We start from the raw sequence: 13,936 nt of genomic DNA, 5'->3' as shown, positions 1-13,936 counted from the left end.
ATTATATTTTTTTGCATAAAAAAAGAGACCGTTTCCGGTCTCTTCTTTCTTTACTTTACATCATTATGATTATGTGAATTAATTAAAATTCGAATTGCACGTCGCTCAGGCGGCGTTTAATTTCAGCGATAACACGTTTCTCTTCTTCTTCCCCTTTAGCTTCAAAGGTAACGGAGAAACGAACAAAGTTACCTGCATCATCCCAAGGCACCGAAGAGATCAGTTTCTCACGGATCAGGAACTGGGAGAAGTCTTCGCCTGATTCAAAGCGGCGGCCTCCGACAATACCTTTTGGAGCTTCAACATAAAGGAAGAAGGAACCTTTAGGTTTCTCAGCCTGGAAGCCCAGCTCGTTCAGTGCAGCTACCAGCAGGTCGTGACGACGGGAATATTTCTCGGCGATTTTTTCCGTGATTTCCGGGTGGTTCAATCCATAAGCAGCAGCCTTTTGGATCGCGATGAATTGACCGGAGTCATTGTTGTCTTTCACGTCGCTGAATGCTTTAACAACAAGCGGGTTACCTGCAACAAAACCAATTCTCCAGCCTGTCATGTTATAGGACTTGGACAGGGAGTGCAATTCTACGCCCACATCCTTCGCACCAGGTACAGACAGGAAGCTGAACGGTTTTTTGCCGTCATAAGTCAATGCTGCGTATGGAGCATCATGTACAACGACTACGCTGTATTTCTTCGCCCATTCAACCACTTCCGTAAAGAACTCCACGGTAGCACTCGCGCCCGTTGGGTTATTCGGGTAGTTCAGATAGAGCAATTTCGCACGTTTCGCAATATCTTCCGGAATAGCCGACAGATCTGGCAGGAAGTTGTTCTCCTTGGTCAATTGAATGTTGAACACTTCACCACCCAGGTATTTGGTGTGTGTACCCATAACCGGATACCCTGGCACCGTCATAATCGTTACATCACCTGGATTGATGAAGCAAGAAGGCATCATCGCCAAAGCTGGCTTGGAGCCGATGGAATGCACGATTTCAGTTGATGCATCGATACCTTCAACATTAAATACATTTTTCAGGTAAGCAGCTGCCGCTTCCTTGAATTCAGGAATACCGTTATCCGCGTATCCACGGTTCTCAGGTTTGGAGGCTTGCTCCGCCAATGCAGCTACGATGCCTGCATCTGCCATCTCGTCTGGTTCACCTACGCCGAGGTCAATCAGTTCTACATTGGGAAAATCTTTTTTAGCCGAAGCTTTGGCACGTTTGATTTTCTCGAATTTATAGATGTTGGTGTCTTTACCATAGTTGGAGCCGCCAATACGGTCGGCAAAATTAGTCTGAATGTACGTTTCCTGATATTTATCGATACTCATGATTTTGTTCATCTCCTCATTTGACGCAAATTTCTACACTTTAATATGAAGCATTTGCGCGTTCAAAACCATGGACAAATTATCCGAACATTTGTACTTTCTCGAGCTGTCAGCGGCTACGCAGTGAGGCCAGAACATCTTCCATATCCTGCGGAAGCGGAGCTGTAAATTCAAGGTATTCTCCGGTCGTTGGATGTACAAAACCGAGAATCGCGGCATGCAGGGCTTGTCCCTGCATTTTGATTCCTTTGTTACGACCATACGTCGGATCTCCAACAAGCGGATGACCTATAAACTTCATGTGAACACGAATCTGGTGGGTACGCCCTGTCTCCAGTTTCAGCTCCAACAACGTGTAGTCATTGATGCGCTCGGTGACGGTAAAATGCGTGACCGCATGTTTACTGTTACGCTCTGTCACGGTATACATTTTGCGATCATTGGTATCTCGACCAATCGGTGCATCAATCGTACCCTGATCATGGCTAAGATGCCCATGAACGAGTGCAATATATCGTCTATTCACACTATGTTCTTTGAGTTGAGCGGCCAGTGAGGCGTGAGCACGATCATTTTTGGCAGCCATAATTAGACCTGATGTGTCCTTATCAATCCGATGAACAATACCCGGACGCAGTTCGCCGTTAATGCCTGAGAGATCTTTACAGTGATACATCAGTGCATTAACAAGTGTTCCTGACGTATGTCCTGGTGCTGGATGTACAACAAGGCCACGCTGTTTGTTAATAACGATCAAATCACTATCTTCATACACCACTTCAAGTGGAATATTTTCAGCAATAATCTCTACAGTCGTCGGTTCAGGGATCAGAAGCTCTACCAGATCGCCTTCAGATAATTTGGTGTTAGCTTTGACTTTAGCCCCGTTCACCGTTACGAATCCGTCTCCGATCCACAATTGAACTTGGGAGCGCGATACGTTATCCATGGATTCTGTAATATATTTGTCAATTCGTTCTTTTTTATGTTCAGCGGCAACCGTCCATTCCATACGATCATTGCCATTCAAGAGTTCATCGTCATGCGTTAACGTATCTCCGTTATTCTGTTCTTCATTTTGCGTTTTACTCATGATGTTCATTCCCTTCGACCTTTGCGGCTGCTTTCTCGCGCCGTCCTTCAAGCAACGTTTCTACAATAATCAGTACCACACCGATACAGATCGCCGAGTCGGCTATGTTGAAAATGGGAAACGTATAGCTACCAAAATTAAGCTGGATAAAATCGACAACTTCTCCGGTCAAAGCCCGATCCAGGAAGTTACCAATGGCTCCCCCAAGCACCAAACTAAGCGCCACGGGCAGCAATTTGTGCGGAGTATCTTTTACCTTTTGCAAATACCAAACCAAAGCCACCACGACAACCAGTGTAACTACAATAAAGAACCAGCGTTGATCCTGCAAAATACCAAAAGCTGCACCTGAGTTACGATGTGATGTGATGACAAAGAAATTGCCAATCACCGGAATTTCATCTCTAAGTTCCATCCGGGTTGCAATTAGGAACTTCGTTCCCTGATCGACTAAAAATACGATAAAAGCGAGGATATAATACACCACGTTTGTTTGTCACTCCGTTCTTGTCTTTTCCAAACGATACCAGGCTTTACGCCAGACTTGTTCATTGTAGCACAGCTGTTTGGAAATCGTCCACGACGCGGTTAGCCCCAGCCCGGATGGCAAAAACGATAACATTTCCCTTCTGTAATTCTGCACGAAATGGTACATCCTACAACAGAGTTAAAATCCGGAGTCCATACGGAACAGAAAGGGGAAAATGATGTCACATTTCACTGCTAAACAACTGCAATCGTTACGTTCCCAACTGATAACCGAAAAGCGTGGCATTGAACATAGACTGGAGCAAAACGAACATTATGGTCTTGGTGATTCCATGAAGCTTCAAACAGGTGAATTATCACCGATTGACAACCATCCAGGTGATGTAGCTACCGAGATGTATGAGCGCGAAAAGGATATTTCGCTGCTGGAGCATGATGAATTTCAACTGGAGCGCATCGATTCTGCCCTGCATTCCATCGAAGAAGGCCATTATGGAACTTGCGCCGTGTGTCAGCAACCTATCCCCTATGAACGCATGCAAGCTGTTCCTTACACCAAATACTGCAAAAAACATCAACCGGAAACCGTTGTCTCCGAAAATCGTCCTGTCGAGGAAGAATTCCTCGCTCCTGCCTTTGGCCGCACAAGCCTGGATGAACGTGACGACCAGAACGGCTTCGACGGCGAAGATGCATGGCAGATTGTTGAAAGTTGGGGCACCTCCAATACTCCGGCTATGGCTGAGGGACGCGACATCGACAGTTATGATGTTATGGCGATTGAAGCCACTGACGAAGTGGAGGGCTGCGTTGAGGCATATGAGAGCTTTGTCGCAACCGATATCTACGGCCATGACGTGTCCATCGTACGTAATCGGCAATATCGACAGTACCTGGAGAACCGTGAAGGTGATGGTCTGTTAGAACCAGATGTCGAGTCAGACGACTCATATTAACCCACAGGTAACCTAATAAGTGTTCAATTCCAGCTGTCGCTGCACAATCCGTACAATATCTGCGATGTAATCACCCACGATGGGCAGATTAAGCGCACCAAGCACTTGTAACACGTAAATGATCGTTGCTGCAAAAAAAGTAAAACCGATGGCGATTCCCACGCCCCTTGCGGCGCCGGACAACAGATTAAGTCCGATCAGCTTCCACGGCCGGTTCAGTAATTCCGTATACTGTGCGATTCGTGAACGTTCGAGTTCATTCGCGAGCCGGTTAGTAAGCTTGTGAAGTTCTTCAATCTTGTCCTCCGCATTCTTGGAATGCGTCGTGGATTCTGAATTAGATGGCGATTGGGTATCCTGTTCGTTCATAATTTACTCAGTTCCTTTGATGTATATAGAATGTCTGCACAATAGAAATCATTGCCCATTTGCTGAAAAACCAAACGAGCCAGGATACAGGATTGATCTCCTGCATCTGAGGCTCGTTGGCATGTCTGTCTCTATATACTGTCCTATTTGAAATAGAGTTACTCTGTCCCCGTTAAAGTATGACAAAGCAATCCTTTCTCCATGAACGCCTTACGTGAGAATTACTGTATTACCCCTCGATATATACACCGATGGCTTTGCCTCCGGCTTCAATGCGTTGCATCGAATCATTCGTTCCGAAGGTAACTTCGGTAACGAGCACATTCTCACGCAGCACATGATCAAAAGCCTGAATCGCTTCTTGTAAAGCAGAGTCCACATCCAGCGTCAAACGTACTCTTTTCTCAATCGGCAGATCCAGCTTCTTCCGTGTGTCTTGAACTACACGAATGACTTCACGGACCCAGCCTTCCTGTTCGAGTTCTGCTGTGATCTCCGTATTGAGAGCTACTGTCAGACCATAGCCGGATGCCGAGGCAAAACCGGATTTGGCTTGTTTCTCCACCAGCAGTTCTTCACCCGTCACTTGCAGCTCTTCGCCTTCAGGAGAAACGATGTTCAGAACATCTTCTGCCACGACTTTACGCGTCTCATCTGCTGACATTCCCTTGAAGAAATTCTGCAGGAATCCTACGTTTTTACCGTATTTTTTACCCGCTACTTTCAGGTTCAATTTCAAAGTGAAATCAACGAAATCCGCATCATCATGCTCGGTACGAATAGTTTTGACATTGATCTCATCCTTGATGATCTCTTCATAACTTGCCAGATCGAAGCCTTTATCCAGGGAAACGATCAGTTCAGACAACGGTTGACGTGTCTTGATACCTGTTTCGTTACGGACGTTACGGGCAAGTTCAACGATTCGGCGTGCTGTCTCCATATCCTGCTCCAGATCCAAGTCAATCAACGTTTCATTGGCAACCGGATAATCATCCATATGCACACTCTCACCAGTAGTCAGGTTCAGATAGATATCTTCTGCAAGCATTGGTGTGAATGGAGCGACGAGCTTGGCTGTAGTCACCAGCACTTCGGTAAGGGTACGGTAAGCGTCCAGTTTGTCTTCTGTCAATCCGCTGCCCCAGAAACGGTCACGGGAACGACGAATGTACCAGTTACTGAGTTCATCTACAAAAGCTTCAATGGCTTTGGAAGAGTTCAGATAGTCATTAACAGCCAGCGCTTTTTCTACAACGAGAATCAGGCTGTTCAGTCTTGACAAAATCCAGCGGTCCAGGTTGTGTGATGACAATTTAAACGGATGCTCCTGTGGATCAAATCCATCAATTGTAGCATACAGCGTCAGGAATGCATGGGTGTTGACCAGCGTATCCACCATTTTGGATTTCGCTTCGCCCACGATGCCTTTGGAGAAACGTTTGCTGTTCCACGGTGCGCTGTCAGACAGTAATGCCCAGCGGAATGCATCTGTACCGTATTCTTCGATGACTTCCCAAGGATCGATAACGTTGCCTTTGGATTTGGACATCTTCTGTCCGTTCTCATCGAGAACGTGGCCTGTTGCCATAACCGCTTTGTAAGGCGCTTTGCCTGTCAAAAGTGTAGATACGGCCAGCAAGCTGTAGAACCAACCGCGTGTCTGGTCAATTCCTTCACAGATCATGTCTGCCGGATATTGCTGTTCGAATATTTCTTTATTTTCAAATGGATAGTGCTGCTGGGCAAACGGCATGGAGCCGCTGTCGAACCAGACATCGATCACTTCCGGTGTACGTTTCATTTCATATTTGCCACAAGAGCTCATGACTTTGACGTCATCTACATACGGCTTATGCAGCTCCAGATTCTCAGGCACGTCGCCAATGGCACGAGCACGCAGTTCAGCGATGCTATGTGGTGCGAATTGTTCACCCGTCTCTTCACATACCCAGATGTTAAGTGGCGTTCCCCAATAACGGTCACGACTGATATTCCAGTCTACGAGATCTTCAAGGAACTTCCCAAATCGCCCATCACGGACGTGGCCCGGGTACCAGTCTACTTCACTGTTATTGGCGATCAGCTGATCCTTGATTGCCGTTGTTTGGATAAACCAGCTGTCCATTGCATAGTACAGAAGTGGTGTATCACAACGCCAGCAGAACGGATAGCTGTGCTCATATTTTTCTTTGCTGAACAAACGTCCTTTTTCAGACAGGTATCTTACGATATCAATATCACAGTCCTTAACAAAACGTCCGGCAAAATCAGTTACCTGCGGCACAAACTTGCCTTCCAGATCCACCATGTTCACAAAACTGATGCCATGCTCACGACATACACGATAGTCATCTTCACCATGTGCTGGTGCCATGTGTACAATCCCTGTACCACTTGCATCGGTTACAAAACCTGCGCCCAGGATGATGTTCGCTTTCTCAGCCTGTACGTAGTTAAACGGAGGATCATACGTTTTGCCAACCAGGTCAGAACCTTTCAGGGCACCGATGATTTCATACTCACCTTTGGCATCCTTCATGACTTTCTCAACGAGATTGGTCGCCATGATGTACACTTCGTTGTCCTGACGAACACGGGAGTAGTCCATATCCGGGTTCACGGCAAGCGCAACGTGTGAAGGCAATGTCCAAGGCGTCGTTGTCCAGGCAAGCACGAATTCGCCGCTGTCATTCAGCTTGAATTTGGCTGTAGCACTGAGGTCTTTCACGTCTTTATACCCTTGCGCTACCTCATGGGAGCTAAGTGTAGTCTGACAAGACGGACAGTAAGGACTCACGCGGTGACCGCGATACAGCAGACCTTTTTCATGAATCGTCGCCAGAATATTCCACACACTTTCGATGTAATTGTTGTCGAGTGTGATATACGGATTATTCATGTCGGTCCAGTAGCCGATACCTTCGGTCAGATCGCGCCATTGTTGTTCGTATTCGAACACGCTCGCTTTACATTCGTTAATGAATTTTTCCACGCCATAATCTTCGATTTCCCACTTGTGGGAGATGCCCAGCTTTTTCTGAACACCCAGTTCTACAGGCAGACCATGTGTATCCCAGCCTGCTTTACGAACGACGCGGTAACCCTTCATCGTGTTATAACGTCCCACGAAATCCTTGATTACTCGGCCCAGTACGTGACCGATATGTGGTTTACCATTGGCTGTAGGCGGTCCCTCGTAAAATACGAAGTTCGGCTTACCTTCGCGGTTTTCGATGGATCTTTTAAATGTATTCTCGGTTTTCCATTTGTTTAACACGCGTAGTTCTCTGGCACGTGCTTTCTCTTTGACGTCAACTCGTTGCATGGTGATCATCTTCCTTTCAAGTATGGATTGTGGACCGTCCACAAAAAGCGTTTTCAATCCCCCTAAATCCCCCTTACCAAGGGGGACCCCATAGGCGCTCCGCCCTCTGGACACCAGGAATGGGTTGTCTTTGGCGGGAACTGCGGCGGCGTTGGCGAGGGTGTGTATGTTGGAGTCGGCCCTCATGCGGCTGTCCCCTTCGGGAACGCCGCAGGGCCTTACCGCGAGAAGGGAGTTGCCGGACGCTTCGCTCTTCCGGCGGTTAGCTCTCTTCTTGAGGCACCTTCGGGCCTCATGGGCGTTCGCCTTAGCGAACCCCAGTGCCGGACACTTCGCTCCTCCGGCGGTTGGCTCTCTCCCTGAGGCACCTTCGGGCCTCATGGGCGTTCGCCTTAGCGAACCCCAGTGCCGGACGCTTCGCTCCTCCGGCGGGCTGGCTCTCTCCTTGAGGCGCCTTCGGGCCTCATGGGCGTTCGCCTTGGCGAACCCCAGTGCCGGACGCTTCGCTCCTCCGGCGGCGCTCTCTCCTTGAGGCGCCTTCGGGCCTCATGTACGTTCGCTACTTTTTTTGGACACAAAAAAACCTCATCCCTGGAAAGGGACGAGGTTGTGCTCGCGTTACCACCCTAATTCTGTTCATCACAAACCACATCCAATATAAATTGGGTATGCTCTGTCATCAACAGCGCTTATGCCCCGCTTAACTACAGCAGGGTGCCGATATAACGTTCGGCTCACGGTTTCGCTTACACACGGCCAATCCTTCACCGCTTCAGCGTCACTTCTCCGGGGAGATATTCGGCTATAACTCATCCATTGGCTTGCACCAGACGCCAACTCTCTGAGGGATGAGATCATAACGTACTGAACCCGTCATGGAATCACTATTCATTATGAATATAGTTATAGCCTCTTTACAGGCAAAAGTCAACCAGGCGGATAGACTAATAAATTTCCTTCATTTCCCGCTCACGGTCACGGACTTCCTGCTCCCGGCTCTCCAGCGCTTCCCAACCATCCTGAGTCAACAATTCAAGCTGTGCTTCCACAAGTGTACGGAAACGAGCACGATAGATGGACGCCTGCTTTTTCAGCTCTTCGACTTCCAAAGCAATTTTGCGTGATTTAGACAAAGATTCGTTTACGATCCGGTCCGCATTTTTCTCGGCTTCCTTCACGATCAACTGTGCTTCTTTTTTCGCATTGTTCTTCACATCATCCGCAGCTTCCTGCGCAATGATGATCGTTTTGCTCAGCGTCTCTTCAATCGTTGCAAAATGATCAAGCTTCTCCTGAACGGACAGCAACTGATTGCTCAGCTCTTTGTTTTCGCGAATGACGCCTTCGTAATCTTTGATGACTTGATCCAGGAATTCATTGACCTCATCCTCGTCATACCCGCGCAAACGTCGGGAAAATTCCTTGTTGTGTATGTCCAGCGGCGTTAATGGCATGCTGTCCACCTCCTGTAAAAGTTCCTTCCCGGACTGAGAAGGTTTGCAGCATATGGGTTCCACCCAAGGGGCCGTATATGTGATGCCTAATCCTGGCACTAACACGGAATGCAGGATCAGACTCTGATCCTTTGGCGGTCATATCAACCTTTGCACTTTAATGTATATCGGAAACACCGAATGTTTTTTGCACCTTTACCTTAAACATTTCGACAAGAAAGCGGGTTTTCCTGCAACACTCTTAGGCAAATTTGCCGATTTTTACGCGGCAGCGTCCCTTTTTGGTCAACCCATCCTGTTCCATCACCTTGAATCGACCAAATCCTTGAATGGATACCACATCTCCCGCTTTTAGCGCTTTGGACGGATCTTCCTCCACTTTCCAATTCACCCGACAGCGGCCAGCCTTGATCGGAACGAGAACTTTACTGCGGCTAAGCCGATACACATCTGCACAGATGCCATCCAAACGCAGGGAAGCCACGGTAATGTCCATCGTCTCCAGTTTGCTCTCGGACCATTTCAGCTGATCCAGTGCCAACAACTCCGTAAACACATGTACTCGATGCACCTGATTCAGTTGAAGCGATAAAAAAGCGCCGGTTTCCGACGCCACCACCGTATGGCACCCGTCCTCCAGCACTTGAATATCACCGATCTTGCCACGTTTCATGCCAAGCCCGAGCAGGGCACCCATATAGTCCCCATGCTCCAGCTCTTTGATTTTCTGATCGTCAGACGTAATGCTCATCACCTGCATACCCATATCTTCATCGTCCAGATATCGATAATCCGGTGCAATCAGCGCACGCTTACGTTCAGCTGTTTCATAACCACCATCCAGACGAATCTGTACATCATCTCGACGGTTCACAAGCGTTTGTAAAATAAAGGCCTGTCTGGGATCAAGAAAGTCAGTTAGCTTCATGTCATGATACTTACCTGCACGTTCAACCCAGTCTGAAGCTTTATCCACAAAATCCCGCTCGTCATGACTAAAATGCTCGTAAATTTCACCGCTCATCTATGTTCACCCTACCTTAATATACAAAGTATCGGAGGATGGAGATCAGCCCATTAAGCGCGAGTTGAAGAACGATCAACGCCACAATCGGTGAAATATCCAACACACCGAACAAAGGCGGAATAAATCGGCGGAAAGGTCTTAAATATGGTTCTACAAACTTACCTAGCCATTCACCGATGAAGCTCTCCCGTGCGTTGGGAAGCCATGACATCAATATGTAGACAATGACCATGTAAAAGTAAATCTGGTATAACGTGTACAACACGCTTTCAATCTGATACAAAAGTGGCTCACCTCATTCTGTTATAATCTTGCTCGCTGTCAGCCAGTATTTCCGTAATTGATCCTTGAATTTCAACCGTATCTGGCGTACAGAGAAAAATGTTGCCGCCAATTTTTGAAATACCGCCTCCCAGTGCATACACTGTGCCACTCAAGAAATCAATGACGCGAAGTGCTTGATCCTGACGCACCCGCTGCAGGTTAACTACAACTGTACGATGGGAGCGCAGATGGTCAGCAATCTCTTGTGCTTCGTCATAAGAACGCGGTTCATAAAGGACGACTTTAACATTTTTCTGGGAATGAATGCTCACCACATTATTACCCCTTTGGTTTCTACGTTTGTCTAGACTTGAGGTTTCAGCTTCCTGCTGATCAGGATCATGTTCCTCTTGTGTCGCCATACGCTCACGTTCCACAATCTCTTCCTCTTCCTGAAGCCCGAGGAAATTCATAAACTTATTCATTACGCCCATTGCGAACCCTCCTCTTTTCCTACGAGAATCGATCCAAGCCGAACCCAGGTTGCCCCTTCTTCAATCGCCACTTCAAAATCATTGGACATGCCCATCGACAACTCGGTCAATGGCTCCGCTGTCAAAGCTTGTCCATTCAAATGGTCTCTAAGCTCACGCAGTCCGCGGAATACGGGACGTGTAAGCTCTGGATCTTCCTCATGGGGTGCCATGGTCATCAGGCCGATGACCTTCAGGTTGTTGAACGAACTGATTTCACGCAAAAAGGAACTCGCCTGTTCAGGCTGCAAGCCATACTTACTTTCTTCACCCGAAATATTCACCTGCAATAATGTTTCCACCTGGATGCCAAGAGACGCCGCCTTTTTATCCAACTCCTTGGCCAGGGACAAACGATCCAGTGAATGTATGTAACGGAATTTACCGATGACGTCCTTCACCTTATTCGTCTGTAAATGACCGATAAAATGCCAGGTTCCCTGCTGACCGAATGCTTCCCATTTCGCTTGTGCATCCTGCCAGCGGTTTTCGCCAATATGCTCAAGACCGTGGTCCAGCACAGATCCCGTTGTTTCAAGTGAGACGTATTTCGTGACAGCAATCACATTCACATCTTCACGTTGACGGCCACTGCGCTGACACGCGGCTTCGATCTTCTGATTTACTAGTTGTATACGCTCCTCCAATGACACAGAGGGTCACCTCTCTTCCAGCCCAATCCAGCTCGCCATTCTCCCGGTAATGCCATTTTCTTTACGATACGAGAAAAATAGCTCGGGATTGCAGCTTGTACACCAAGTTGTACATTCGATATGATCCGGCAATATTCCTGCTTTCATCATAATGTGTCGATTGCATTCTTTCAAGTTTAACATCGTTTTGCCATTTGCGGCAGGTCTATATACTTGATTGGATGCAGAGTTCTTGTATTCATCATTACCCGAGGAGTGGTCCAGCCAAACCCGTACATGCTGCATAACCGCTTCATCCACTTCATAACAGCAATCCCCAATGGAGGGACCTATTGCAGCATGGATATCCTGTCTGCGACTTCCATATTCTTGCTCCATCTTTTCGACCATCGACTCGGCTATACCGGCAACAGTACCTTTCCATCCGGCATGAGCAAGCCCCACCGCTTGTTGTACGGGGTCATAGAAATAAAGGGGTACACAATCTGCATAAAAGGAAGTCAGCAGCACACCAGGCACATTGGTGACCAAACCATCCGTATCCTGTAATGCAGACTGTCGATCCAGCAAACCTTTACCCCGCTCTTCAGCCGTGATTACAGCGACATGTTTACCATGTACCTGTTCTCCACAAGTCCAGGATTCCAAAGGGAAACCCAGCTTTTCAGCCACAAGTTTGCGATTACTCAGCACATCAGCCGGATCATCACCCACATGATAGGCACAGTTTAGACTGGCGTAAGGTGTGCTTCCAACACCACCCTGCCTTGTCGTAAAACCGGCTTTCATATGCTTGAACTGCAATTTCCACGGCTCCACATATAATAACAACGGGTCAGGACCCCAATTTGAGTTCTGGCTTCCCGACCGTCTTTCCTTATCCAAAATAAACGGTTCCATCTTCTCACCTCACAACTTCCAGTGTACCAAATGAACCCCGTTCTGTCTCGGTTATATCGTTCGACGCTGGTTCCGATTCAACCGTTCAATACGTTCCACCCGGTCAACCCGGCCGTTCTGCTCGTCATACAAGCGGGCTTCACGGTCACGCTCATCGTAGTTATTTTCCTTCATTTCATCCATTTTAACCAAAATCACATCCGAACCGATCTTCACAATGTTTCTCCAAGGGATGATTAGATCCGTTCCCCCGCCGAATAGCCCCATAAAACGACTGTAACCTGGCACAACAATTGCTTCAATTCGTCCCTGCTTCAGATCCAGCTCCAAATCGCTAATCTGACCCAGACGTTTGCCATCCGTAATGTTAATAACATCTTTGGTTTGAAAATCCGAAATTTTCATCCCGCTACCGACCGGTTCACCTGTGTTCACTTTCATTTGGTCCCGCCCCCCGATTAATCCGCTTCTGCCCGTTCTCCGCTTCTATACAATATATGTTTCATACGCGAAAAATGTCCTCTTTTTCGAAGGAAAGGTAATGGAACAATTCCAAATCCCTCTGATGTCGAAATCCAAAAAGCAAAAAGACGATCAAAGGAATATTTCATCCCTTTGATCGCCCTCTGGCTTAACCCTTGTTACGACTTCACATGTTTCTGCATTTGTTGTATCGCTGATTTCTCCAGACGGGATACCTGCGCCTGGGAAATGCCAATTTCATCAGCCACTTCCATCTGGGTTTTCCCTTCGAAAAACCGCATCGACAGAATCATTTTCTCCCTTTGACCGAGACGGTGCATCGCTTCACGCAGTGCAATTTCCTCAATCCAGGACACATCCTTGTTTTTGTCATCGCTGATCTGATCCATCACATAGATCGGATCTCCACCATCATGATAGATCGGTTCGAAGAGCGAAACCGGGTCCTGAATGGCATCCAATGCAAAAACCACATCTTCCTTCGGCACATTCAGTACCTCAGAAATTTCAAATATCGTCGGTTCACGGGAATTTTTATTCGTCAGGCTGTCACGCACCTGAAGTGCTTTATAAGCAATGTCCCGCAAGGAGCGAGATACCCGAATTGGGTTATTATCGCGCAGGTATCGACGGATTTCACCGATAATCATCGGCACCGCGTAGGTTGAAAATTTGACATTCTGGGATAAATCAAAATTATCAATGGCTTTCATCAGGCCGATACATCCAACCTGGAACAGATCATCGACAAACTCTCCCCGATTGTTAAAGCGCTGAATGACACTGAGCACCAGGCGCAGGTTGCCATTCACTAATTTCTCTCTTGCTGAGCGATCATGGTGTTGCTGTAGGGAATGAAACAATTCCCGCATTTCTATGTTGGTGAGGACAGGCAATTTTGCGGTGTCCACGCCACAAATCTCGACTTTGTTTCGGGTCATCGTGACTTACCTCCCAAGGAGAAACATTAATGTACATTATCTCCGGGGCAGGCTATTTTATTCGCACTTGGCATCCTTGCCATTAATACCCATTATGAAAAATGCTCCTG

The 13,936-nt window shown here is 47.4% G+C and carries 15 protein-coding genes and 1 other annotated feature; of the genes, 1 reads left to right on the top strand and 14 read right to left on the bottom strand.

Annotated elements, in window-relative coordinates; genetic code table 11:
• Nucleotides 1-82: 82 nt before the first annotated feature.
• From gpAD87_RS04355 to gpAD87_RS31725, 4 genes are all read right to left on the bottom strand, one after another.
• Nucleotides 83-1,336 carry an LL-diaminopimelate aminotransferase gene (locus gpAD87_RS04355; protein ID WP_063567860.1) on the bottom strand — a complete coding sequence of 418 codons (1,254 nt, stop codon included), beginning with the start codon at nt 1,334-1,336 and terminating at the stop codon, nt 83-85.
• Nucleotides 1,337-1,445: 109 nt separating this feature from the next.
• A complete protein-coding gene (locus tag gpAD87_RS04350; RefSeq protein ID WP_442950708.1) occupies nt 1,446-2,429 on the bottom strand; it encodes an RluA family pseudouridine synthase in 984 nt (327 codons plus the stop codon).
• Nucleotides 2,422-2,916, bottom strand: a complete 495-nt coding sequence (gene lspA, locus gpAD87_RS04345; RefSeq protein ID WP_024628399.1) for a signal peptidase II — start codon at nt 2,914-2,916, stop codon at nt 2,422-2,424. The genes gpAD87_RS04350 and lspA overlap by 8 nt, the downstream gene beginning before the upstream one ends.
• A 9-nt stretch (nt 2,917-2,925) precedes the next feature.
• Nucleotides 2,926-3,072 carry a hypothetical protein gene (locus gpAD87_RS31725; RefSeq protein WP_157258414.1) on the bottom strand — a complete coding sequence of 49 codons (147 nt, stop codon included), beginning with the start codon at nt 3,070-3,072 and terminating at the stop codon, nt 2,926-2,928.
• 64 nt (nt 3,073-3,136) lie between these two features.
• Here gpAD87_RS31725 and gpAD87_RS04340 point away from each other — a divergent pair, with 64 nt between their 5' ends.
• Nucleotides 3,137-3,874, top strand: a complete 738-nt coding sequence (locus tag gpAD87_RS04340; protein ID WP_064636463.1) for a TraR/DksA C4-type zinc finger protein — start codon at nt 3,137-3,139, stop codon at nt 3,872-3,874.
• Nucleotides 3,875-3,886: 12 nt separating this feature from the next.
• Here the strand turns inward: gpAD87_RS04340 and gpAD87_RS04335 are convergent, their stop codons facing one another.
• From gpAD87_RS04335 to sigG, 10 genes are all read right to left on the bottom strand, one after another.
• Nucleotides 3,887-4,243 carry a DUF5665 domain-containing protein gene (locus gpAD87_RS04335; protein WP_063567857.1) on the bottom strand — a complete coding sequence of 119 codons (357 nt, stop codon included), beginning with the start codon at nt 4,241-4,243 and terminating at the stop codon, nt 3,887-3,889.
• A 229-nt stretch (nt 4,244-4,472) separates the two neighbouring features.
• The gene (gene ileS / locus gpAD87_RS04330) at nt 4,473-7,571 is read right to left on the bottom strand and encodes an isoleucine--tRNA ligase (RefSeq protein ID WP_064640742.1); all 3,099 of its coding nucleotides are present in this window, start codon (nt 7,569-7,571) and stop codon (nt 4,473-4,475) included.
• 594 nt (nt 7,572-8,165) lie between these two features.
• Nucleotides 8,166-8,457, bottom strand: a binding site (T-box leader).
• A gap of 58 nt (nt 8,458-8,515) precedes the next feature.
• Nucleotides 8,516-9,025 (bottom strand): DivIVA domain-containing protein, encoded by a 510-nt coding sequence (locus gpAD87_RS04325; RefSeq protein ID WP_063566974.1) that lies wholly within the window; start codon nt 9,023-9,025, stop codon nt 8,516-8,518.
• 241 nt (nt 9,026-9,266) lie between these two features.
• Nucleotides 9,267-10,049, bottom strand: a complete 783-nt coding sequence (locus gpAD87_RS04320; protein WP_063566975.1) for a YlmH family RNA-binding protein — start codon at nt 10,047-10,049, stop codon at nt 9,267-9,269.
• A 16-nt stretch (nt 10,050-10,065) separates the two neighbouring features.
• Nucleotides 10,066-10,335, bottom strand: coding sequence for a YggT family protein (locus gpAD87_RS04315; RefSeq protein WP_301290087.1), 270 nt, complete (start codon nt 10,333-10,335; stop codon nt 10,066-10,068).
• Nucleotides 10,336-10,342: 7 nt separating this feature from the next.
• Complete coding sequence (locus gpAD87_RS04310) at nt 10,343-10,810, bottom strand: cell division protein SepF (protein WP_064636461.1); 468 nt, start codon at nt 10,808-10,810, stop codon at nt 10,343-10,345.
• Nucleotides 10,801-11,502, bottom strand: coding sequence for a YggS family pyridoxal phosphate-dependent enzyme (locus tag gpAD87_RS04305; protein WP_064636459.1), 702 nt, complete (start codon nt 11,500-11,502; stop codon nt 10,801-10,803). Before gpAD87_RS04305 ends, gpAD87_RS04310 begins: the two co-directional genes overlap by 10 nt.
• Nucleotides 11,503-11,508: 6 nt before the next feature.
• Nucleotides 11,509-12,402 (bottom strand): peptidoglycan editing factor PgeF, encoded by an 894-nt coding sequence (gene pgeF, locus gpAD87_RS04300; protein ID WP_064636457.1) that lies wholly within the window; start codon nt 12,400-12,402, stop codon nt 11,509-11,511.
• Between the two features lie 51 nt (nt 12,403-12,453).
• Nucleotides 12,454-12,807, bottom strand: coding sequence for a YlmC/YmxH family sporulation protein (locus gpAD87_RS04295; RefSeq protein ID WP_063567037.1), 354 nt, complete (start codon nt 12,805-12,807; stop codon nt 12,454-12,456).
• A gap of 236 nt (nt 12,808-13,043) precedes the next feature.
• Entirely contained in the window at nt 13,044-13,826 is a 783-nt protein-coding gene (gene sigG / locus gpAD87_RS04290; RefSeq protein ID WP_063566979.1) for an RNA polymerase sporulation sigma factor SigG, read from the bottom strand.
• Nucleotides 13,827-13,936 lie beyond the last annotated feature (110 nt).

The organism is Paenibacillus sp. AD87, assembly GCF_001659845.1.
GTDB classification, from domain to species: domain Bacteria; phylum Bacillota; class Bacilli; order Paenibacillales; family Paenibacillaceae; genus Paenibacillus; species Paenibacillus marchantiae.
The sequence above is the reverse complement of the archived record's forward strand: the minus strand, read 5'-3'. Positions and strand labels throughout refer to the sequence as shown.

Bases quoted from the DNA above. Each gene is read 5' to 3' on its own strand.
- gpAD87_RS04355 (WP_063567860.1), bottom strand. From the start codon at position 1,336: ATGAGTATCGATAAATATCAGGAAACGTACATTCAGACTAATTTTGCC.
- gpAD87_RS04350 (WP_442950708.1), bottom strand. From the start codon at position 2,429: ATGAGTAAAACGCAAAATGAAGAACAGAATAACGGAGATACGTTAACG.
- gpAD87_RS04340 (WP_064636463.1), top strand. From the start codon at position 3,137: ATGTCACATTTCACTGCTAAACAACTGCAATCGTTACGTTCCCAACTG.
- gpAD87_RS04335 (WP_063567857.1), bottom strand. From the start codon at position 4,243: ATGAACGAACAGGATACCCAATCGCCATCTAATTCAGAATCCACGACG.
- ileS (WP_064640742.1), bottom strand. From the start codon at position 7,571: ATGCAACGAGTTGACGTCAAAGAGAAAGCACGTGCCAGAGAACTACGC.
- gpAD87_RS04325 (WP_063566974.1), bottom strand. From the start codon at position 9,025: ATGCCATTAACGCCGCTGGACATACACAACAAGGAATTTTCCCGACGT.
- gpAD87_RS04320 (WP_063566975.1), bottom strand. From the start codon at position 10,049: ATGAGCGGTGAAATTTACGAGCATTTTAGTCATGACGAGCGGGATTTT.
- gpAD87_RS04310 (WP_064636461.1), bottom strand. From the start codon at position 10,810: ATGGGCGTAATGAATAAGTTTATGAATTTCCTCGGGCTTCAGGAAGAG.
- pgeF (WP_064636457.1), bottom strand. From the start codon at position 12,402: ATGGAACCGTTTATTTTGGATAAGGAAAGACGGTCGGGAAGCCAGAAC.
- gpAD87_RS04295 (WP_063567037.1), bottom strand. From the start codon at position 12,807: ATGAAAATTTCGGATTTTCAAACCAAAGATGTTATTAACATTACGGAT.
- sigG (WP_063566979.1), bottom strand. From the start codon at position 13,826: ATGACCCGAAACAAAGTCGAGATTTGTGGCGTGGACACCGCAAAATTG.